General features: G+C 71.1%; 21 protein-coding genes. 8 read left to right on the plus strand and 13 right to left on the minus strand.

What is annotated here, in order from left to right; genetic code table 11:
- Window positions 1-44: 44 nt before the first annotated feature.
- The gene (locus tag HD597_RS37955; protein WP_253748758.1) at window positions 45-776 is read right to left on the minus strand and encodes a phosphotransferase; all 732 of its coding nucleotides are present in this window, start codon (window positions 774-776) and stop codon (window positions 45-47) included.
- Between the two features lie 125 nt (window positions 777-901).
- Between HD597_RS37955 and HD597_RS37960 the strand changes: the two genes are divergently transcribed.
- Both HD597_RS37960 and HD597_RS37965 read left to right on the plus strand, forming a co-directional pair.
- On the plus strand, window positions 902-1,390 hold the full coding sequence (locus HD597_RS37960) for a DUF6194 family protein (protein ID WP_253748760.1): 489 nt from the start codon (window positions 902-904) through the stop codon (window positions 1,388-1,390).
- Window positions 1,391-1,512: 122 nt separating this feature from the next.
- Window positions 1,513-2,211, plus strand: a complete 699-nt coding sequence (locus tag HD597_RS37965; protein WP_253748762.1) for a protein-L-isoaspartate O-methyltransferase family protein — start codon at window positions 1,513-1,515, stop codon at window positions 2,209-2,211.
- Window positions 2,212-2,221: 10 nt separating this feature from the next.
- Here the strand turns inward: HD597_RS37965 and HD597_RS37970 are convergent, their stop codons facing one another.
- On the minus strand, window positions 2,222-2,866 hold the full coding sequence (locus HD597_RS37970) for a dihydrofolate reductase family protein (RefSeq protein ID WP_253748764.1): 645 nt from the start codon (window positions 2,864-2,866) through the stop codon (window positions 2,222-2,224).
- 268 nt (window positions 2,867-3,134) lie between these two features.
- On the opposite strand from HD597_RS37970, the gene HD597_RS37975 reads away from it, so the two are divergent.
- The gene (locus HD597_RS37975) at window positions 3,135-4,874 is read left to right on the plus strand and encodes a DUF4832 domain-containing protein (RefSeq protein WP_253748765.1); all 1,740 of its coding nucleotides are present in this window, start codon (window positions 3,135-3,137) and stop codon (window positions 4,872-4,874) included.
- Between the two features lie 125 nt (window positions 4,875-4,999).
- Window positions 5,000-5,818 carry an NmrA family NAD(P)-binding protein gene (locus HD597_RS37980; protein ID WP_253748767.1) on the plus strand — a complete coding sequence of 273 codons (819 nt, stop codon included), beginning with the start codon at window positions 5,000-5,002 and terminating at the stop codon, window positions 5,816-5,818.
- A 22-nt stretch (window positions 5,819-5,840) separates the two neighbouring features.
- Here the strand turns inward: HD597_RS37980 and HD597_RS37985 are convergent, their stop codons facing one another.
- Complete coding sequence (locus HD597_RS37985; protein ID WP_253748769.1) at window positions 5,841-6,329, minus strand: SRPBCC family protein; 489 nt, start codon at window positions 6,327-6,329, stop codon at window positions 5,841-5,843.
- Between the two features lie 336 nt (window positions 6,330-6,665).
- Between HD597_RS37985 and HD597_RS37990 the strand changes: the two genes are divergently transcribed.
- Window positions 6,666-7,208, plus strand: a complete 543-nt coding sequence (locus HD597_RS37990; RefSeq protein ID WP_253748771.1) for a GNAT family N-acetyltransferase — start codon at window positions 6,666-6,668, stop codon at window positions 7,206-7,208.
- Here the strand turns inward: HD597_RS37990 and atpE are convergent.
- The gene (atpE, locus tag HD597_RS37995) at window positions 7,201-7,434 is read right to left on the minus strand and encodes an ATP synthase F0 subunit C (RefSeq protein WP_253748773.1); all 234 of its coding nucleotides are present in this window, start codon (window positions 7,432-7,434) and stop codon (window positions 7,201-7,203) included. The genes HD597_RS37990 and atpE overlap by 8 nt on opposite strands.
- 358 nt (window positions 7,435-7,792) lie before the next feature.
- A complete protein-coding gene (locus HD597_RS38000) occupies window positions 7,793-8,266 on the minus strand; it encodes a MarR family winged helix-turn-helix transcriptional regulator (protein WP_253748775.1) in 474 nt (157 codons plus the stop codon).
- 57 nt (window positions 8,267-8,323) lie between these two features.
- On the opposite strand from HD597_RS38000, the gene HD597_RS38005 reads away from it, so the two are divergent.
- A complete protein-coding gene (locus tag HD597_RS38005) occupies window positions 8,324-9,100 on the plus strand; it encodes an alpha/beta fold hydrolase (RefSeq protein WP_253748777.1) in 777 nt (258 codons plus the stop codon).
- A 519-nt stretch (window positions 9,101-9,619) separates the two neighbouring features.
- Here HD597_RS38005 and ppdK read toward each other — a convergent pair.
- Window positions 9,620-12,256 carry a pyruvate, phosphate dikinase gene (gene ppdK, locus HD597_RS38010; protein WP_253748779.1) on the minus strand — a complete coding sequence of 879 codons (2,637 nt, stop codon included), beginning with the start codon at window positions 12,254-12,256 and terminating at the stop codon, window positions 9,620-9,622.
- A gap of 229 nt (window positions 12,257-12,485) precedes the next feature.
- Between ppdK and HD597_RS38015 the strand changes: the two genes are divergently transcribed.
- The gene (locus HD597_RS38015; RefSeq protein ID WP_253748781.1) at window positions 12,486-13,838 is read left to right on the plus strand and encodes a cytochrome b; all 1,353 of its coding nucleotides are present in this window, start codon (window positions 12,486-12,488) and stop codon (window positions 13,836-13,838) included.
- Window positions 13,839-13,860: 22 nt separating this feature from the next.
- Here HD597_RS38015 and HD597_RS38020 read toward each other — a convergent pair whose 3' ends face one another.
- The 7 genes from HD597_RS38020 to HD597_RS38050 are packed head-to-tail and all read right to left on the minus strand — an operon-like array spanning window position 13,861 to window position 19,745.
- Window positions 13,861-15,030, minus strand: coding sequence for a sensor histidine kinase (locus HD597_RS38020; protein ID WP_253748783.1), 1,170 nt, complete (start codon window positions 15,028-15,030; stop codon window positions 13,861-13,863).
- Window positions 15,027-15,695, minus strand: a complete 669-nt coding sequence (locus tag HD597_RS38025) for a response regulator transcription factor (RefSeq protein WP_253748785.1) — start codon at window positions 15,693-15,695, stop codon at window positions 15,027-15,029. The genes HD597_RS38020 and HD597_RS38025 overlap by 4 nt, the downstream gene beginning before the upstream one ends.
- A 10-nt stretch (window positions 15,696-15,705) precedes the next feature.
- The gene (locus HD597_RS38030; protein WP_253748787.1) at window positions 15,706-16,653 is read right to left on the minus strand and encodes a S1C family serine protease; all 948 of its coding nucleotides are present in this window, start codon (window positions 16,651-16,653) and stop codon (window positions 15,706-15,708) included.
- Window positions 16,650-17,594 carry a VWA domain-containing protein gene (locus tag HD597_RS38035; protein ID WP_253748789.1) on the minus strand — a complete coding sequence of 315 codons (945 nt, stop codon included), beginning with the start codon at window positions 17,592-17,594 and terminating at the stop codon, window positions 16,650-16,652. The genes HD597_RS38030 and HD597_RS38035 overlap by 4 nt, the downstream gene beginning before the upstream one ends.
- Window positions 17,591-18,598: a DUF58 domain-containing protein gene (locus tag HD597_RS38040; RefSeq protein ID WP_253748791.1), complete on the minus strand. Its 1,008-nt coding sequence runs from the start codon at window positions 18,596-18,598 to the stop codon at window positions 17,591-17,593. The genes HD597_RS38035 and HD597_RS38040 overlap by 4 nt, the downstream gene beginning before the upstream one ends.
- On the minus strand, window positions 18,595-19,602 hold the full coding sequence (locus tag HD597_RS38045) for an AAA family ATPase (RefSeq protein ID WP_253748793.1): 1,008 nt from the start codon (window positions 19,600-19,602) through the stop codon (window positions 18,595-18,597). Before HD597_RS38045 ends, HD597_RS38040 begins: the two co-directional genes overlap by 4 nt.
- Window positions 19,599-19,745, minus strand: a complete 147-nt coding sequence (locus HD597_RS38050; RefSeq protein ID WP_253748795.1) for a hypothetical protein — start codon at window positions 19,743-19,745, stop codon at window positions 19,599-19,601. The genes HD597_RS38045 and HD597_RS38050 overlap by 4 nt, the downstream gene beginning before the upstream one ends.
- A 112-nt stretch (window positions 19,746-19,857) precedes the next feature.
- Between HD597_RS38050 and HD597_RS38055 the strand changes: the two genes are divergently transcribed.
- Window positions 19,858-20,781 carry a dienelactone hydrolase family protein gene (locus HD597_RS38055; protein WP_253748797.1) on the plus strand — a complete coding sequence of 308 codons (924 nt, stop codon included), beginning with the start codon at window positions 19,858-19,860 and terminating at the stop codon, window positions 20,779-20,781.
- Window positions 20,782-20,790: the final 9 nt, after the last annotated feature.

Below are 20,790 nucleotides of genomic sequence, written 5' to 3' on the forward strand. Positions count from 1 at the left end.
ACACCGGGTCAGGCCGGTCGCGCACGGTCAGCCCTGTCGTCGGCTCACAGGGCCCGTTCCAGCACGCCGCGGTGCTCCGCGACCCAGTCGTGGGCGGCCCCGACCTGCTCCACGACGCCGTCCGCGCGCAGCCTGACCGCGTGCGGCAGCCCGGCCCGGGCGTCCGCCTCGATGCCGCGCCGGCAGCGGTTCTGCCACCACAGCACGGCGTCCACCACCTCGCCGCGATCCGCCAGCCCGTAGCCGTCGCAGATCACCCGCACCCGCCGCGCCGCCTCCTGCGGCCGCGCGCCCGGCGCCAGGCCGGCGTACTGCCAGCAGACATGCGCCACGTCGTGGATCCGCCTGCCGGGCCCGGCGAGGTCCCAGTCGATGAAGGCCACGGGCCGCAGCCCCGCGCCGCCGTCCCGGTAGACGGTGTTCTTGGGTGACAGGTCGTTGTGGCAGACGACCTCGCCGTCCCCGGCCGGCGGCGTGCCCGCCGTGAGGTCGTGGAACTCGCGGACGAGCCCCGCCACCCGCGCCAGGCTCTCGTCCGACGTGACGCCGTCCGGCTGGTCCTCCTCCCACGCCACGTGGCCGTCGACGAAGCCGAGGATCTCGCGGCCCCGCTCGTCGAGGCCGACGAAGCGCGGCGCGCCCGCCCAGCCGTGCCGCTCGAACAGGCGCAGCAGCTCGTGCACGTACGCGGCCCGCTCGCCGGGGACGCGGCGGACGGTGTCTCCGACGCGGACGACGGCGTTGACGAAGCCGCCGGGCAGAGGTGTCTCAGACATGCCCTCCAGCTTGCCCGGCCCGAACGTGCTTTGAGACTTTTCCGGCTGATTTCCCGAGAGACCGCGTTCGAAGTCTCACTGGGTAGTGCGGTGAGACGATTGAGGGGAGCGAAAGGAGCCTCGACGTGACAGAGGACGACATCATCACGTTCGTGAGCGGTCTGCCAGGGACCGTCGTGTTCACCGCAGGGCCCGGCGACGGGTCGCCGGAGGTGGCATGGGGAGACTCGTTCTTCTTCTACGAGCCGGACGGTTTGGACGCCGTCCCGGCCGACGGCCGCCTGCCGTACGCGACGATCGTGACCAAGGACTACGCGGGCTTCGACACCGCCTCCGGCCTCGACCGGCCGGGGGTCTTCCGGCTGAACGTGGCGGTCGGCCGGGTCGAGTTCGAGCGGCTCGTCGGATATCCGCCCGCCGCGCACGCCGCGCACCATGACGGCGTCGACTACGCGGCCCTCGACCAGGTGATCCCGCATCCGCTGTACGCCACCCAGTCGTGGGTCTCCATCCTGAACCCCGGGGACGCCGGGCGCGCCCAGGCGATCCTGCGTGACGCGCACGCCCGCGCCGCCAAGCGCCACCGCCCGCCGTCGGGCAGGCGCCCCGTGTGATCGCGGAGCGCCCTCCGCGGACGGCCGAGGGGATCGGTCCGCGAGTTTCCTGGACGGCCTTGCCACACCGCGGCCGGTGACCGTACGGTCACCCTTAGCATTCGCCAGCCGAAGGAGGCGCTGTGAGCAGGAACGACGGCGGACCCCAGCGAGGCTCGACAATGCTTCCCCACCTCGCCTGGCGAGTCGAGGCCATGATCGCCGGCATCGCCGAGCGGCGCTCGCCCGCCACCGGCGTGATCGCGCAGGCGCTGCGGAAGGTGCCGCGCCACTGGTTCGTCCCCTCTCTCGGCCTGGTGCTCGACGACGACGGCGGGGCCGCGCCGATCGATCGCGACATCGACCCGACCGCGTGGTGGGACGCCGTCTACTCCGACCGGCCGATCGCCACGCCGCTGGCCGCGGGCGGCGCCTCCTACACCTGCGTCAACCCCTCGCCCAGCGCCGTCGTCGACGCGCTGGAGCTGCTCGACCTCCGCGCCGGCCAGCGGGTGCTGGAGGTGGGGACGGGCAGCGGGTGGGTCACGGCGCTGCTGTGCCGGCTGACGGGCGAGTCGGGGCGCGTGACGTCCGTCGAGGAGGACTCCGGGGTGGCGGAGGCGGCCCGCCGCAACCTGATCGCCGCCGGGGTCCGCCCGCACCTCGTCATGGGCGACTGCGCGCGCGGCTGCCCGGAGCGGGGGCCGTACGACCGGATGCTCGTGCCGTCCACCGCTCCGGGGCCGTGGACGGCGCAGGCGGCGCCCGGAGCGGTGATCGTCGGCGGGAACGGTCACGTCGTGCGGCTGATGGCGGCCGAGGACGAGCCGCACAGGCCCTGACGCGTGCCGGTCATCGCCTCCAGAACAGCAGGTGGGTGATCCCGCTGGGGCTCGGCACGGTGTCCAGGTGGAAGCGGTCGAGCAGGTCGGTGTGGCTCTCCCACAGCCGCTCGCCCCGGCCGAGCTCGACGGGCGCGACGGCGATGTGCATCGTGTCGACCAGGTCGGCCTCGACGAACTGGCGGATCGTGGCGACTCCGCCGCCGAGCCGCACGTCCAGCCCCCCGGCGGCCTCCTTCGCCCGCGCCAGCGCCTCGGCCGGGGTCGCGTCGAGGAAGTGGAAGGTGGTGTCGGCCAGGGTGAAGGACGGGCGTACGTGGTGGGTGAGCACGAAGACCGGCGTGCGGAACGGCGGGGTGTCGCCCCACCACCCCTGCCACTCGTGGTTCTCCCACGGGCCGCGCTGAGGGCCGAACTTGTTGCGCCCCATGATCTCGGCTCCGATGCCGTGGGTGTGCTCGCGCGTCAGGTAGTCGTCCAGGCCGCGCGTGCCGCCCGGGTCGGTGCGGTTCACCCAGCTCGCGGTGGCGCCCGCCCAGGACCAGAGCGGGGCGGGGTCCGCGTGACCGAAGGGCCGTTCCAGGCTCTGCCCCTCACCGGCGCCGAACCCGTCCTGCGACACGTTGAAGCAGTGCACCCTCAACAACTGCGACACATCTCCTCCTCGATCCGGGGGACGCCCAGGCCGGGCGCCCCGTCCGGGAGGTGGTCGGAGCGGAGGGCCCGTTCTTGCCGTGCGATGCCGGACTTCTTCCCGCGCGACCTTTTCGCCCTGGTCACGATTACTGAGGAGTCCCTCATTATCGCTCGGCAGAGCCGCCCTTCTGCTGCTGGATTTGCCTGCAACCTCTTGACTTAATTTGCATGGACTCCATGATTAGTCGCAAGTCCGACATCCCCCGCCGGCCTTGCCTAGGAGCCCCATGCGCAAGCTCGTACGCAGCCTCACCCTCCTCGCCTTCCTCTGCGCGTCCGTCCTCGTCGCGCCCTCGGCGGCCCTGGCCGCCATCACCGGCCAGTCGGCCACGAACACGGCCACCACCGTGACGTACCAGTTCACGTTCACCGGCAGCCCCGCCTACGCCCGCACCTACGTCGACACCGACCGCAGCACCGCGACCGGCTTCGCCCAGGGTGGCCTGGGCGCCGACTTCTTGCTCGAGAACGCCTCTCTGTACCGGCACAACGGCGGCGGCTGGAGCTGGACGCTCGTGGGCCCGGTGACGTACACGGCCTCGGGCGGGACGGCCAGGTGGACGGTGTCGCGGGCGGACCTCGGCGAGAGCGCCACGCCGAACGACGCCGACCTCGTCTTCCAGGTCGAGTCCCCGCTGGAGACCTCCGCCAAGTACACGCACGTTTACTCCGGTGGCGGCGGAGGGGGCGGCTCGGTCACGTACACGCCCACGACCGCCGACTTCGCCAACCCCGAGCGCGGCCTCTACCACCACACCGGCGACTGCGACAAGAACGACTTCTCCCTCGCCACCCTGCAGAGCTACCGCACCGGGCAGCACATCTCGCTGGTGATGTGCGTGTTCTACCTGGCCGAGTTCACGACCGGCGCGATCAGCCAGGCCGCGCTCGACCAGTTGCAGCAGCAGCTCGACACCGTGCGCGCGGCGGGGCTGAAGACGGTCCTGCGCTTCGCCTACACCACCTCCACGGACGGCGCCGACGCCGCCAAGGACCGCGTGCTGGCTCACCTCGACCAGCTCAGGCCGTACCTGAACGCGAACAAGGACGTCATCTACCTCATGCAGGCCGGGTTCATCGGGGCGTGGGGCGAGTGGTACTACACCCAGAACTTCGGCAACGCCGGCACGGTCACGCCCGCCGACTGGGCCAACCGCAAGGCCGTCGTGGACAAGCTGCTCAGCGTGCTGCCCTCGACGCGGATGGTGCAGCTTCGCACGCCCAAGTTCAAGCGCACGATGTACACCACCACGCCGGTCACCTCCGGCCAGGCGTACGGCGGCTCGGCCGTGGCGCGGCTCGGGCACCACAACGACTGCTTCCTGGCCAGCCCGGACGACTACGGCACCTACGAGAACGCGGCCGTCGAATACCCCTACCTGGAGGCGGAGACGACGTACGTGGCCATGGGCGGGGAGACCTGCAACCCCAACCCGCCGCGCTCCGACTGCCCGACCGCCAAGGACGAGCTGTCGCGCTTCCACTGGTCGTACCTGAACACCGACTACCACACCGGCGTGCTGGGAAGCTGGAGCACCGGCGGCTGCCTGGCCGAGATCACCCGCAGCCTCGGCTACCGCTTCGCCCTGCAGAGCGGCACGTACCCGAGCACCGCCTCGCGCGGCGGCGGCCTGCCGGTCGCCATCACGCTGAGGAACGACGGGTACGCCGCCCCGTTCAACCCGCGCGGCCTGGAGCTGGTCCTCCGCAACACCTCGACCGGGGCGCTGCACCGCTTCCCGCTCGGCGCCGACCCCCGCAAGTGGGCGGCCGGAGCCACCAGCACGATCACCCAGACCGTCACCCTGCCCGCGTCCATCCCCGCAGGCTCCTACGCGCTGCTCCTCGACCTGCCCGACCCGCTGCTCAGGGCGCGGCCCGAGTACTCGATCCGCCTCGCCAACGAGGGCACCTGGGAGCCGGCGACCGGCCTCAACCGCCTTCTGCACACCGTCACCGTGAGCTGACCCCGGCTCCCATCGGCCCGCCGCCCCGGCTCGCGGGGAGGCGGGCCGGTTGACCTCAAGCTTGGTTGAGCTCCTAGGGTCGTCGACGAGTCACTTCCTGCAGAACGACCTTGAGGAGCTTGACCGTGACGACACTGGTGACAGGCGCCACCGGGAACACCGGCCGGCACGTGGTGGCGGAGCTGGCCCGCCGCGGCGAGCACGTACGGGCGCTGACGCGGGACCCGGCGGCGTGGGCGGGACGTTTTCCGGCCGGGGTGGAGGTGGTGGGCGGCACCCACACGGCGCCGGACGAACTCGACGGCGCCCTCGACGGTGTGAGCCGGTTGCACGTCACGGTGACGGCCGGGCTCACCGAGGCGGGGCCCGAGCTGGTCCGGCGGGCGGTCGCCGCGGGGGTGCGGCGCATCACCGTGTTGTGGGGCGGCCAGGTGGGCCCGGTCGAGCAGGCGGTGGCGGACTCGGGGGCGGAGTGGACCCGCCTGGAGGCCCAGGAGTTCATGTCGAACACCTTGACCTGGGCCGAGTCCATCCGAGCCGAGGGCGTGGTCCGGGAGCCGTACGACCATCCCAGCGCGCTCGTGCACGAGGCCGACATCGCGGCCGTGGCGGCCGTCGCGCTGCTCGACGACGGCCATGCCGGGCGCGCCTACAACCTCACCGGGCCCGAGTCGCTGACCCCGCGTGAGCGGATCGCGATCCTGTCCCGGGCGATCCACCGCGACCTCGCCTTCGAGCCGATCACGCACGAGCAGGCCGTCGGCAGGCTGATGGCCACGGGAGTGTCCCGGGCGGACGCCGAGTACGTCATCGGCTGGTACGCCGCGCCCGACGACTCCGCCACGACCGTGGACGACACCGTCGAACGGGTGACCGGCCGTGCCGCGCGCACGTTCGCCCAGTGGGCGGACGAGCACGCGGCACGTTTCCTCGGCCGGGGATGACCTCGCGACCCGATCTTGAAGGTCACGCGTCGGCCGGGAGCGGTTCGCCGGTCTCCAGCAGCGACTTCAGGCTGGACACCACGCTCGGCCAGCCGTGGCTGACCATCTCGGCCAGGCTCGACCCGGACTCGAAGCCGTCGTGCACGACGGTGAGCTTCACGACCTGCGCGGCGTCGGCCTCCTCGATCGTGAAGGTGACCTTCGAGCGGGCCTCGCCGGACAGCCGGGTGAGCAGCTCCTCGTCCCAGCCGAAGCGCTTGGCGAGCTCCGGGGTCATGGCGTGCCAGGTGTAGGAGAGCCGGCTGTAGGGGTCGGCCTCCAGCACGACCTGCTCCGGGTCGCTGATCTGCACGCCGTGGTTGTCCCAGGTCATCGGCGAGCCGGCGGACCAGTCCGTGGCGAACTCCGTGGCCCAGTAGCGGCGGGTGAAGGCGGGCTCGGTCAGCGCCTGCCAGAGCTGCTGCGGGGTGGTGCGGATGTAGGTGGTGTAGACGAAGGTCGGCGCGTCCATCGAGGTCTCCTCCAGGGCGTGTTCCAGGTCGCGTTTCCGGCCGTGTTACCGGCCATCTTTCCGGTCGTGTTTCTGGTCGGCCAGGGCTTGGACCCCGGCCCGGCCGGAAGGCGCTCTCACACGCATGGGGGCGGTGTGCTTCTCCCGGCCCCGTCAGGCCCGGCTTCCCGCCACCCAGCAATATGCAGCCGTCCGGCTGCCTGTAACTTAGGCAGCCGGGCGGCTGCATGTCAAGACGCGCATCTCCGGCCGTGGACGACCACCCGGCCCGTCCACGACGCCCTGCGGCGCCAAACCGTTTGACGGGGCATTCGGGCCCTCGGGACGATCTGCCACGTGGACATCGAATTCTCGCGTTTCTCCCCCCACCAGACAGAGGCTCTGGTCGACTTCCTGACCGGCGAGAGCTGGCCCTTCCACGCGATCGTCCAGGAGGCCCCCGCGATCAGGCAGCGGGCCGCCGCCGGCCTCTACGACGACGCGGAGAACCGCACGTTCTGGCTGCTGGCGGACGGGGAACGGGCCGGGCTGGTACGCCTGCAGGAGCTCACCGACTTCACCCCCATGTTCGACCTCCGGATCCGCGAGGCCTGGCGCGGCCGCGGCCTGGGAACGGCGGCGCTCAGGTGGCTCACCTCCCATCTCTTCACGGAATTCCCCGGAATCAGGCGCATCGAGGGCAATACGCGGCAGGACAACCACCCGATGCGGGCCGTCTTTCGTAAGTGCGGATATGTCAAGGAGTCGCATTACCGCGAGGCGTGGCCGGCCCCGGACGGGACCGTGTACGACTCGGCGGGGTACGCGATACTGCGGCGCGACTGGGAGTCGGGAACGGTGACACCGCCCGACTGGAATGACGAGCCCGGCGCTAGGTGATGATCCGGAAAAGGAAGGGCGCGACCAGGCCGATGAGGGCCAGCGCCTCGGTGAGGACGAAACCGAGAAGCATGTTCTGGCGAATCAGCCCGTACGCTTCCGGCTGACGCGCGATGGCCTGAACCCCCTGGCCGAAGATGATGCCGACGCCGATGCCCGGGCCGATTGCGGCGAGGCCGTAGCCGATGGCGGTGACATTGCCGGATACCGCAGCGAGAACGTCCACAAAGGTTCCCTTCTGAGTGTCTGGTGAAGCGAAGTGTCGCCGTCACCACCATTCCGCCATATCGGCACTCCGCCGCGAAATGCCCAGTCGCACGAAAACAATCGAACATGCTTGTCGATAAAGTTGATGGACAAATTGATCTGCATTTGATCAATGACCGGATGCGACGCGACCGCACGTCGGCGGGAACCGGAACGAAGGTGATGCGCGGGCCTCCCTATTAGCTCCATGACGACCAGGACCACGAATCGTCCGGCCGCCTCTCCGGCATTCACGACCGGCCCGGCCGGGCCCTTGTCGCGGCACGCCTCCCATGAATTCCTCGCCCGCAGAGGCGCCGGGCGGGCCGGTGAAGCTCTCAATCCATGTCGATGTCGTCGAGAAGGTGGAGCAAGCGCGACAGAACGCGCAGGCAGGCGTCGATCTCGCCCTCGGTCAGGTCGCCGCCGATCCGGCGGAGCACCCGCCGCTCGCGATCGATCACCGCCCCGATGGCCCGCTCCCCCTCACCCGTCAGCCGGACGAGCGAGGACCGCTTGTGCGCCGGATTGGGCACGAACTCCACCAGCCCCAGCCCTGCCGCGTCGTTGGTCATGCGCTGGACGAACTGCCGGCTCAACGCCTGCGCCCGGCCCATCTGGGGGACGGTCATGGGGCCGTTCTCGCGCACCATGTTGAGCACGGCCCGCACCCCCACCGACAGCCCCTCGATGGGCGCGTCCTGCTCCACCTTGCGCTGGGCACGCCGGTACAGCGGCCCCACCAGGTCGAACACCTCGGCCAGCCGGTCGGTCACCGCGCCGCCCGCCGGGCTCGGATCCGTCTCTCTCATCCGTCCATGATGACACCCAGGTTGTCATCCTATGGCCAATATGACACCTTGGTTGTCATGAAGGATCTGTTCTGGATCGATCGCGGCACCGGCCGTCCCCTTGTCCTGCTGCACGGCGGCTTCCTGGATCACGGCATGTGGGAGGACCAGATCCCGGTCCTCGCCTCCCGCTATCGCGTGATCGCCCCCGACGCCCGAGGCCACGGCCGCTCCGCCAACGGCACCGCGCCCTACCGGCTCACCGACGACCTCGCCGCCCTGCTGCGGCACCTCGGCACGGGGCCCGCCGTTCTGGTCGGGGTCTCCATGGGGGCGGGGATCGCGGTCGACACCGCGCTGGAGCATCCGGAGCTCGTCAGTGCCGTGGTCGTGACCGGGGCGGGGACGAGCCTGCCGTACTTCGAGGATCCGTGGACCACGAAGACCATGGCCGCCTGGCACGCGGCGATGGCCACCGGTGATCTGGACGCGTCGGTGGAGGCGTTCACGATGCTCGGGACAGGGCCGCGCCGCGCGCTCGGCGATCTGGATCCGATCGTGGTGAGCCGGCTCATGAGGATGGCCAGGAGCACCATGTCCAAACACTCCGCCGGTGAGCCGAACCACCTCGTGATGGTGACCGACGCGTGGGAGCGGATCGCGTCGATCGGTGTTCCGGTGCTGGCCGTTCATGGGAACGAGGACTCCGACGATCACATCGGGATGGCGGAGCGGCTCGTGCGCGGCGTGGCCGACGGGCGGTCGGTCTCGATCGAGGAGGCCGCGCACTATCCGAACATGGAGCGGCCTGATGTCTACAACCAGGTCCTTCAGGAGTTTCTCGAAGGTCTCTGAGCCGGCTACCGACAGAGGTCCCGCCTGGATCAGCCGGGTGAGCTTCTCCAAGTCCGGCCGGACGATCTACTTCAAGGGGCGGACTCCGGCGCACCAGCGGTCGTTCGATGCCAATCACGTCGATGTGGAAACGGGAGAGACGTTCTGGGTCTCCGGGCCGAAGCGGGATCGGAGCGATCGGCGCTACGGCAACGTTCCCGTTTCTGTGGACGAGGACGTGGCGGAGGAGTGCCAGGCATTTCTTCTCGGTGAACCCCTGGCTCCCTCTCGTCATCGACGGCGAGGGTGAGTCTCAGGGCTCAGGTCTCAGGTCTCAGGTCTCAGGTCTCAGGTCTCAGGTCTCACGGGCGAGGGTTGCTGGGCCCTTCCAGGGTCACGTCCGGGGGTGCGCGAGGGGGCTGGAAGCCCCCCCGCGCGGAGGTCGTGGCGAAGCCGCGAGCCCCGATGGACACAGCCCGAGCCGAAGGCGGGGTCCATCGGGGCGGGCTGCGGCGGCCCACCCCGTACAGGACGGCCGGGTCAGCGGGTGTCGGAGTCGGATTGGGTGAGGGCGGCTCGGCCGGCTTCGAGCCTGGCCACCGGGATGCGGAAGGGGGAGCAGGAGACGTAGTCGAGGCCGATCTCGTGGCAGAAGCGGACCGAGTCCGGGTCGCCGCCGTGCTCGCCGCAGATGCCCAGGTGCAGGTCCGGCCTGGCCTCGCGGCCCTCGCGGACCGCGATCTCCATCAGGCGGCCGACGCCCTCCCTGTCGATGGTCTCGAACGGGGAGACGCCGAAGATGCCGGCGTCGAGGTAGTGGGAGAAGAAGGCGGCTTCCACGTCGTCGCGGGAGAAGCCCCAGGCCATCTGGGTGAGGTCGTTGGTGCCGAAGGAGAAGAACTCGGCGGCCTCGGCGATCTGGCCCGCGGTGAGTGCCGCCCTGGGGACCTCGATCATGGTGCCGATCAGCGCCTGCACCCCGGCCTCCGCGAGGATCCTGGCGGCTTCCTCGCGTACCGACTCCAGCTCCTGCACGGCCGCCACCAGCGGGATCATGATCTCCGGCCGCGCTCCGGGGACCTCGGCGGCCGCCTGGGCGATGGCGCGGACCTGCATGGCGAACAGGCCGGGGATGACCAGGCCGAGGCGGACGCCACGCAGGCCGAGCATCGGGTTCTGCTCATGCAGGCGCTTGACCGCCGTCAGGAGCTTGCGGTCCTTGTCCGTGGCCTTGCCCGCGGCGATCTTGACGGACAGGTCGACGATGTCCGGCAGGAACTCGTGCAGGGGCGGGTCGATGAGGCGGATCGTGACGGGGGCCCCGTCCATGGCCTGGAAGATGCCGATGAAGTCGGACTTCTGGAGGGGCTCCAGCGCGTCCAGGGCCGTCTGGCGTTCCGCGTCGGTCGAGGCCAGGACGAGGTCCTCCACGAGCTGGCGGCGCTCGCCCAGGAACATGTGCTCCGTACGGCACAGCCCGATGCCCTGCGCGCCGAAGCGGCGGGCGCGGGCCGCGTCCTCGGGGGTGTCGGCGTTGGCGCGGACGCCCAGCCTCCGGGCCTCGTCCGCGTGGCGCATGATCCGGTCCACCGCCTTGACCAGGTCGTCCCGCGGCTCCGTGGCGCCCTCGAAGTACTCGACCACGGCCGAGTCCACGACCGGCACCTCGCCGAGGAAGACCTCGCCGGTCGTGCCGTCGATGGAGATGACGTCCCCTTCGGAGACCACCACGTCCCCGGGCGCGACGAAGCGCTGCTCGGCCGTGAGCACCTCCAGCTCCTCGGCCCCGCACACGCACGTCTTGCCCATGCCGCGGGCCACCACGGCGGCGTGTGAGGTCTTGCCGCCGCGGCTGGTCAGGATGCCTCTGGCGGCGATCATGCCGGCCAGGTCGTCGGGGTTGGTCTCGCGGCGGACGAGGATGACGTCCTGGCCCTGCTGCGCCAGCTCGACGGCGCGCTCGGAGGAGAAGACGGCCTTGCCGACGGCGGCGCCCGGCGAGGCGTTCATGCCCTTGGCGATCTTCTTCTTCCGCGCGCCGCCGTCGAAGCGGGGGAACATGAGCTGGGCGAGCTGGTCGCCGGTGACCCGGGTGACGGCCTCGTCCATGGTGATGAGGCCCTGGTCGGCGAGCTGGGTGGCGATGCAGAAGGCCGCCCCGGCCGTGCGCTTGCCCACGCGGGTCTGCAACATCCACAGCTTGCCGCGCTCGATCGTGAACTCGATGTCGCACAGGTCCCGGTAGTGGTTCTCCAGGGTCTCCATGATGCCGACGAGCTCGTCGTACGAGTGCTTGTCGAGGTGTTCGAGGTCTTCCAGGGGGATGGTGTTGCGGATGCCGGCCACCACGTCCTCGCCCTGGGCGTTCTGGAGGTAGTCGCCGTAGATGCCCTGCTGGCCCGAGCCGGGGTCGCGGGTGAAGGCGACGCCGGTGCCGGAGTCGTTGCCGTAGTTGCCGAAGACCATGGCCATGATGTTCACGGCGGTGCCGAGGTCGGCGGGGATGCGCTCCTGGCGGCGGTAGAGGATGGCGCGCGGCGCGTTCCACGAGTCGAAGACGGCCATGACGGCCAGCCGCATCTGCTCGCGCGGGTCTGCGGGGAAGTCCTTGCCGGTCTGGTCGCGCACGATGCCCTTGTACGTCTCCACGAGCTGCTGCAGCTCGCCCGAGTCGAGGTCGGTGTCCTGGCGGCGGCCCTTGAGCTCGTCGAGCGCGTGCTCGAACAGGTCGCCGTCGATGTCGAGCACGGTCTTGCCGAACATCTGGATGAGCCTGCGGTAGGAGTCCCACGCGAACCGGTCGTTGCCGCCCGACTGCTTGGCCAGGCCGTGCACCGACTCGTCGTTCAGCCCGATGTTGAGAACGGTCTCCATCATGCCCGGCATGGAGAACTTCGCCCCGGAGCGCACGCTCACGAGCAGCGGGTCGTCGGCCTGCCCGAGCTTCCTGCCCATCTTGGCTTCCAGGGCCTCAAGCTGCTCGGCGACCTCCTGGTCCAGCCCGCTCGGTACGGAGCCTTCCGCCAGGTAGTGGCGGCATGCCTCGGTGGTGATCGTGAATCCATGCGGAACAGGCAGCCCGAGATTGGTCATTTCGGCAAGGTTCGCACCCTTACCGCCGAGAAGATCCTTGAGATTCCTGTTGCCCTCGGTGAAGTCGTAAACGTACTTGGCCACCACAGCTCCTTCGAACGCCTCTGTCCCGGACTCTACCGGTGAAATTGATGATGAAACTGCACTCCTCGTATAAGTCAGCGTTTGTGCTGGTCAAAGCCACATAACAGGTCTAATCCAATTATACGACCCATGTGCCGAAAATTGGATTAGACCAATTGGTTTACACCAATTCTTGAGAAAGGCGGGCGGTAGGTGCAGAATCGGATCACACCCCCACCAGGAGGCCCCCATGGCCACTCCTACCAAGCCCAAGAGGCGGCCCAGAATCATCGTCGGCTCCGCCAAGGCCGCGGTCGATTCCGCGATCTACCTCGACGATCGGCTGCCGTTCGGGCGCTGGCTGCGGCCCCAGCTCCGCAAGCTGTTCCCCAGCCACTGGTCGTTCCTGCTGGGCGAGCTGGCGCTGTACGCGTTCGTGCTGCTCGTGCTCACCGGGACGTTCCTGACGCTGTTCTACAAGCCCAACCCGGACGTGGCCTACGAGTCGGTCGTGGAGATCAGCCTGGAGGTGCGTGGCGGGCTGCTCATGCGGCAGTTGCACCACTGGTCGGCGACGGTGTTCGTGCTGGCGATCGTGGCCCACATGTGCCGGGTGTTCTTCACCGGCGCGTTCAGGCGGCCTCGGGAGCTGACGTGGATGCTCGGCGTGCTGCTGTTCGGGCTGGCGCTGTTCGAGTCGTTCCTGGGGGTCACGCTGCCCGCCGACCAGCTCGCGCTGACGGGGCTGCGGCAGGCTCAGGGGGTGCTGCTGTCGGTGCCGCTGGTGGGGACGTACCTGTCGGCGTTCGTGTTCGACGGGGAGTTCCCCGGACAGGTGATCCCGCGCCTGTTCGCGCTGCACGTGCTGCTGGTCCCCGGCATCCTGCTGGCCGTGGTGCCGCTGCACGCGCTCATCCTCACCTGGCGGCAGAAGCACACCGAGCGCCGCGCCACGGCGGCCGGCGAGCACCAGGTCACCGGCGGGCCGTTCTTCCCGTACTTCGCGGTCAAGAACGGCGCCACGGCGCTGTTCACGATCGCCGCCATCTCGTTGCTGGCCACGTTCGTACGGGTCAACCCGGTGTGGGAGCACGGCGCGTACCGGCCGGGCGCGCATCCGCCCTCGGCGCAGCCGTTCTGGTACGCGGGGGTGCTCGACGGCGCGCAGCGGCTGGTGCCCGCCTGGGAGATCCCGGTCGGCGGCTTCGTGCTGCAAATCGGGCTCTGGATCCCGCCGCTGATCCTGCTGGCCTTCTTCGGCGTGCTGCTCGTCTACCCGTTCGTCGAGCGCCGTTACACCGGCGACGGCGGTGTCCACCACCTGCTGGACCGGCCGTCGCAGGCGCCGGTGCGCACGGCGCTGGGCGTCGCGGTGATCACCTTCTTCGCCACGCTCTGGGCGGGCACGTGGGTGTCGGCGGCGCCGCCCGCGATGCACTCCGCGCCCGGGCTGCCGCCGCCACCGGCCGCGCCACCGGCGCTGCTCACCGTGCCGCCCGACACGTACGCGCTCATCGTCGGCGGGCTGCGGGCGGCCGTGTTCGTGCTGCCCGTCGTGGCCTTCGTCGTCACCCGGTCGATCTGCCGCAGGCGCTCGGCGTAGGAGCCACGCGGGGCGGCCGCGGTCAGCGCAGGGGGTTGTCGTCGGGTGGGGTGCCCGGCACGCCGTCGCGGGGCTGCAGCCACAACACGAACGTCGCCCCCTCCCCCAGCCGCGAGAACACCGCCACGCGCCCCCCGTGCGACTCCACGATCTGCCGGACGATCGCCAGCCCCAGGCCCGTGTGGCGATCCCTGCGGCTGGCCTCGCCGCGCCAGAAGCGGTCGAACACCCGCGCCTGGTCCGACTCCCGCAGGCCCGGCCCGTCGTCGCGGACCGCCACCCACAACCAGCCGTCCCTCCTGCCCGCCCCTGCCCTGATCCGGCCCCCGGGCGGCGACAGGCGCACGGCGTTGGACAGCAGGTTGGACACGGCCCGGCGCAGCGCGTCGGAGTCACCCGTCGTCTCCAGCCCCGTGCCGAGCTCGCGGGTGATCGTGATGTCGCGCTCGGCGGCCGGGGTGGCGTACTCCTCGCACGCCTCCCCCACCACCCTGGCCAGGTCCAGATCGGCGTCGGCGAACGCGGTGCCCTGCCGCCTGGCCGTGGCCAGCAGGTCCTCCACCAGCCTGGTCATGCGCGTGGTCGCCCGGTCCACGATGGCCACGGCCCTGACCCGCTCCTCCTCGCTGGCGTCGGGGGCGGCCAGCACGGCGTCCACGTTGGCCCTGATGATGGTCAGCGGGCTGCGCAGCTCGTGCGAGGCGTCGTCGATGAGCTGCCGCTGCGCGCTGAACGCCTCCTCCAGCCGGTCGAGCATGGTGTCGATGGTGTCGGCGAGGTCCTTCAGCTCGTCGCGCGGGCCGTGCAGCTTGATGCGCCGCTTCAGGTCGGTGGCCTGGATCTCCTCCGTCGTACGGGTGATCGACCGCACCGGCCGCAGCACCCGGCCCGAGAGCACCCAGCCGATGCCGAGGCTGGACACGTACAGACCGGCCAGCGTGAGCAGCGAGAAGTCGCGCAACGTGGTCATCGTGCGCACGTTGACCGCGTTCTCGACCTCCTCCACGAAGACCACCTCGCGCTTGCCGAGGTAGGTGTTGCCGCTGTAGGTCTTGGCGTACTCGGTCGTGATCGGGCGCTGCTCGGTGGTCTTGGACACGGCGTAGTAGATGCCCCCCAGCACCACCGTGGCCAGCACGAACAGCAGCCCCGAGTACAGGACCGTGATCCGGAAGCGGATGGTGTGGATCACGATGACGGCTCCCTGAGCCGGTAACCCCGGCTGATCACGGTTTCGATCAGGCCGTCCTCCTGCAGCTTGCGGCGCAGGTTGCCGACCGTGACGCGGACGGTGCTGGTGAACGGGTCGGCGTGCTCGTCCCAGACGTGCTCCAGCAGCTCCTCGGTGGACACGACGTGACCGGGGCGGGTCATCAGGTAGTGCAGCACGCCGTACTCCTTGGGGGTGAGCGCCAGGGACCTGCCGTCCAGCGACACCTCCAGCCGGGCCGTGTCGATCCGCAGCCCGCCCACCTCCAGCACGGAGGTGCCGCCGCCGGAGTCCCTGCGCAGCAGCGCCCGTACCCGGGCCAGCAGCTCGGGGAAGGCGAACGGCTTGACCAGGTAGTCGTCGGCGCCCTCGTCGAGGCCCCGGACGCGGTCGTCGAGCCGGTCGCGGGCGGTCACCATGATGATCCGCGCCCCCTGGCCCGCCGCACGCACGGTCCGGCAGAGCTGGAAGCCGTCGCCGCCCGGCAGGTTCAGGTCGAGCAGGACCAGGTCGTACATGTTGACCTGCAACTTCTCGTGCGCGGCGGGCGCGTCGTAGGCGACGTCCACCGCGTAGCCCGCCCGGACCAGGCCGACGCGCAGCGCGTCGACCAGGTCCTCCTCGTCCTCAACCACAAGCAGTCGCATGCCCTGGACCCTAGTTTCGGATGATGCGTTCCGCGATGGGCGCCGCCCTGTCGATGGGGATGGCGAAACCGATGCCGATGTTCCCGCCTCCCCGGGAGGCCGCGATCGCGGTGTTCACCCCCACCACCTCGCCCCGGGCGTTCACCAGCGGGCCGCCCGAGTTGCCGGGGTTGATGGAGGCGTCGGTCTGCACGGCCGTGCGGCGGGAGCCGCCCAGCCGTACCTCCCTGTCCCGGGCGCTGACGATGCCCGAGGTGACCGTGCCGGACAGGCCCAGCGGGGAGCCGATGGCCAGCACCTGGTCGCCGACGGCCAGGTCCGCCGAGCGGCCGAGCGTGGCCGGGGTGAGCTCCTCCGGATAGTCCACCTCCAGCACGGCCAGGTCCTCGTCGTCGTCCGCGCCGGCCACGCGGGCGGTCAGCCGGCTGCCGTCGTGCAGCACCACCGTCACCGTGCTGTTGCCGCTGACGACGTGGGCGTTGGTGAGGATGTGGCCGCGGTCGTCGATCACGAAGCCGGAGCCGCCCGAGCTGCGCGTCTCCACCGAGACCACGCTGGGCAGCACGCGGGCCGCCGTCGCGCTCAGCCCGGTCAGGCTCGCCGGCGGCGCGGGGGCCACCCTCGGCAGGGCGGCGGCGGGGGCAGGCTCGGACCCTTCGAAGAGCCTGGCCCCCGCCGCGCCCGCCGCCGCCCCGGTGAGCGCCGCGACGAGCGCGGCGGCCACCAGGATGCGACCACCCCTGGGCGGCGACGTCACGGAAGCCGGCGGTACGGGAGGCCGCGGCGGCGGCCCGATCGGCGGCCCGATGAGCGGGGGCACGGGCGGAGGCACGGGCTGGGGCACGGGCGGAGGCGCGGATGGGGGCGAGGCGGGTGCGCCGTGCTGCGGCGCCTGCTCGCGTACGTCCATCGCCACCGTGCGGAACTCCGGCCCGCGCGGGCTGCCCAGACCTCTCATGGCAGCCTCGAGAACCACAACATCGACGCCGCCGCCGCGATCAGCGCGAAGACCAGCCCCGCCCCCACGAACCACTGCCAGACCTCCTGCTGCTCGGTGCGGTAGCCGACCGACGTGCCGATGTCCTCGTAGACCGCCTGCAACTCGTCGCCGCTGGCCGCCTCGTAGAAGCCGCCGCCCGCCGACTCGGCCAGGCCGCGCAGCGCGGGCCCGTCCACCGGCACCGGGACCTCGCGGCCCGACAGGCTGATGGTGCCGTCCTGCGTGCCGTACGCGATGGTGGTGACCGGGATGCCGCGCGAGGTCGCCTCGGTGGCCGCGTCGTTCACGGTGCGGCCGCTGGTGTTGGCGCCGTCGGACAGCAGCACGATGTGCGCGGGCGGCGCCTCCTCCTCCGAGTCGAGCGAGGCGATGGCCTCCAGCGAGGAGAAGACGGCCTCGCCGATGGCCGTGCCCGAGTCCATGCTGAGCCGGTCGAGCGCGCTGAGCACCGCCGGCCGGTCCAGGGTGGGCGGCACGGCGACGGACGCCGCGGAGGAGAACGACACCAGCCCCAGGTTGAACCGCTCGGGCAGCCCCTGGACGAACTGCCTGGCCGCCTGCTTGGCCGCCTCGAACCGGTTGGGTGCGACGTCGGTGGCGCCCATGGACGCCGACACGTCGAACGCCACCATGATCGTCGCCCGTTCCCGTGGCACCTGCACCTCGGCGGTCGGCCGGGCGAAGCCCACCACGAGCAAGGCGAACATGAGCAGCAGTGCCGCCGCGGGCACGTGCCTGCGCCATCCCGGCCGCTTCGGCGCCACCTTGTCGAGCAGGTCGAGGTTGGTGAAGCGGACGGCGTAGGCGGTCCTGCCGCGCAGCGCCATGATCACGTAGGTGAGCGCGAGCAGGGCCACCGGGATGAGCAGCAGCAGCCAGACGGGCGCGAGAAGGGTCACGCCGCGTCACCTCCTCCCTCTGGTGGTCGTCGCCTGACGGACGGCGGCCCGTCCAGGGGTGGCCCTGCCTGGCCGGACGGGCCGCCGGGGCCGATCGGGCCGGCCGCGAGCGAGGCGAAGCGGCGCTGGCGCATGACGTGCTTGACCAGGTCGCGCACCCAGTCCCGGTCCGTACGCAGCCGCAGGTGGGTGGCCCCGGCCCGGCGCAGCGCCTGCGAGATGGCGTCGCGCTGCCCGGCCGCGGCCTCGGCGTAGCGGCGGCGCAGCCGGGCGTTGCCGGTGGCCACCTCGCGCCGCCGCCCCGTCTCCGGGTCGATCAGCGTGAGGATGCCCACGTCAGGCAGCGTCAGCTCGCGCGGGTCGAGCACCTCCACGGCCAGCACCTGGTGCCGGGCGGTGAGCCGGCGCAGCGGCAGCTCCCAGGTCTCGGGCGTGTCGAGGAAGTCCGACACGACCACGACCAGGCCGCGGCGCCGTACCACCCGGCCGAGCTGCTCGGCCGCCACGCCGAGCAGCGGCTCGGCCACCCCCGGCGGGGTGCGGGGCAGTGCGAACGCCGCCTGCAGCAGCGCCATCAGGTGCGGCCGGCCCGTCCTGGCGGGCAGCGTCCTGACGCCGCCGCCGTGCAGCAGGTGGGTGCCGATGCGGTTGCCCGTCCGCTGGGTGAGGAAGCCGACCGCGGCCAGGGCGGACAGGGCCAGCTCCCGCTTCTCCATCGCCGCGGTCCCGAAGTCCATGCTGGCGGTGGCGTCGAGCAGCGCCCAGATCTCCAGCTCCCGGTCGGCGACCAGGTCGCGGACGTGCGGCTCGTTCGTGCGCGCGGTGACGTTCCAGTCCATCCGCCGCACGTCGTCGCCCGCCGTGTACGGCCGCGACTCCGCCGGTTCGCTGCCCGGACCTGGCACCAGGCCGAGGTGTTCGCCCTGGAGCAGTCCATCCAGCCTCCTGGTGATGGTCAGTTCGAGCCTGCGCAGCGCGGGCTCGGCGATCAGGTACGGCTTCATGCCACCGCGTCCTGACGGGTGTCGTACTGCTGGGTCTCCTGGCTCGGCGCGATGACCGGCAGCGGCACGGCCGCCAGCACCCGGTCCACGATCTGCCGGGGCATCACCCCGTCGGCCAGCGCGTCGAAGGAGAGCACGAGCCGGTGCGCCATGACGTCGTGCGCGAGGTCCCGTACGTCCTCCGGCAGCACGTAGTCGCGCCCCCGCAGCAGCGCCAGCGCCCGGCCGGCGGCCAGCAGGCCCAGCGTGGCCCTGGGGCTGGCGCCGAAGGCCAGCAGCCGCCCGACGTCCCGCACCCCGTACCGCTCCGGGTCGCGGGTGGCGTAGACGAGGCGGACGGCGTACTCGGCGACCGCGTGGTGCACGAAGACCTCCTGGGCCCGGCGCTGCAACGCGACGACCTGCGCCGGGTCGAGGACGGGATGGGGCGACGGCGGGTCCACGCTCATGCGGTAGACGATCGCCAGCTCCTCCGATTCGCTGGGATAGTCGACGTCGATCTTCATGAGGAAGCGGTCGCGCTGCGCCTCCGGCAGGTGGTAGACGCCTTCCGACTCGATCGGGTTCTGGGTGGCCAGCACCAGGAACGGCGCCGGCACCTCGTAGGTGACGCCGCCGATGCTGACCTGGCGCTCGGCCATGATCTCCAGCAGCGCCGACTGCACCTTCGCGGGCGCCCTGTTGATCTCGTCGGCGAGCAGCAGGTTCACCATGACGGGCCCGAGCTCCACGTCGAACGACTCGGTGGAGGGCCGGTAGATCCTGGTGCCCACGATGTCGGAGGGCACCAGGTCGGGGGTGAACTGGATGCGGGCGAACGTCCCTCCGACCACGGTGGCCATGGTCTCGGCGGCCAGCGTCTTGGCGATCCCGGGGACGCCTTCGAGCAGGCAGTGCCCCTTGGCGAGCACCGCCACGAGCAGCCGCTCGACCATCTGGTCCTGCCCGACGATCACTCGCTTGACCTCGAACAGGGCCCGCTCGAGCAGTGCGGGGTCGGTCACGGCTGCACGCTCCCCTTGTCGCAGTCGTCCACGACCACGCGCAGCTCCAGGGCGGTCGGTTCGGGTTCGGCGAACGCGGCGCTCGCGGTCATGAGCAGCGCGCCGGCGGCGAGCAACACAAGAGCGAAACGTGATGTACGCATGGATTCCTCGTCCCTCGTATCGGCTTACGCCACATGTCATCAAGCGACCGCGAAAACCCGCGTAACCGCCGCCTTTACACGGTTTTTCGGTGGAGAGGGTTAGACCTCCGACATGACGCCCATCCAGCGCTACCTCGCAGAAGAGGTCGCCCTCGACCACGTGGACGGCCTGATCCCCCGCCGCGAAGCGCTGCGGCGGCTCGCCCTGCTCGGCCTGGGTCTGCCAGCCGCCACGGCCCTGCTCACGGCCTGCGGCGCACCCCCCGAGTCCGCGGCTCCGCAGAGCCCGTCCGCGCCCACCTCGCTCCAGGGCGGCACGCCGTCCCCTTCGGGCAGCCCGGCCGGGCCCTCGCCGCTGCCCACGGAGGCGATCACGTTCGCCGGGCCCGAGGGCACCACGCTGCAGGCCGCCTGGGCCGCCGCCGAGGAGCCGAAGGGCGGGGTGCTGGTGATCCACGAGAACCGCGGACTGACCGACCACGTCCGCTCGGTCGCCGGCCGGCTGGCCGCCAGCGGCTACTCGGCCCTGGCGCTCGACCTGCTCTCCCGCGAGGGCGGCACCGCGACGTTCACCGACAGCGCCCAGGCCACGGCCAAGCTCGGCGAGATCGACGACGCCAGGTTCGTGGCCGACATGAAGGCGGCGGTGGGCGAGCTCGCCAGGCGGGCGGACGGGCTGAAGCTCGGCATGATGGGCTTCTGCTTCGGCGGCGGCATGACCTGGCTGCTGCTGTCGTCGGCCGAGCCGCGGCTGTCGGCCGCCGTGCCCTTCTACGGGCCGCTGCCGGAGAACGCCGACATGGCCGGGACCAAGGCGGCCGTGCTCGGCGTGTACGCCGAGCAGGACGACCGGGTCAACGCCACCAGGGACGCCGCCGAGGCCGCGCTGACCGAGGCGAAGCTGACGCACGAGCTGGTGACGTTCCCCGGGGTGGGGCACGCCTTCTTCAACGACACCGGGCAGCGGTACAACGCCGATGCGGCGGCGCAGGCGTACGAGCGCGTCCTGGACTGGTTCGGCCGCCACCTGGCCTGATCATCCGCG

This window comes from Nonomuraea thailandensis (genome assembly GCF_024172165.1).
Taxonomy (GTDB): domain Bacteria; phylum Actinomycetota; class Actinomycetes; order Streptosporangiales; family Streptosporangiaceae; genus Nonomuraea; species Nonomuraea thailandensis.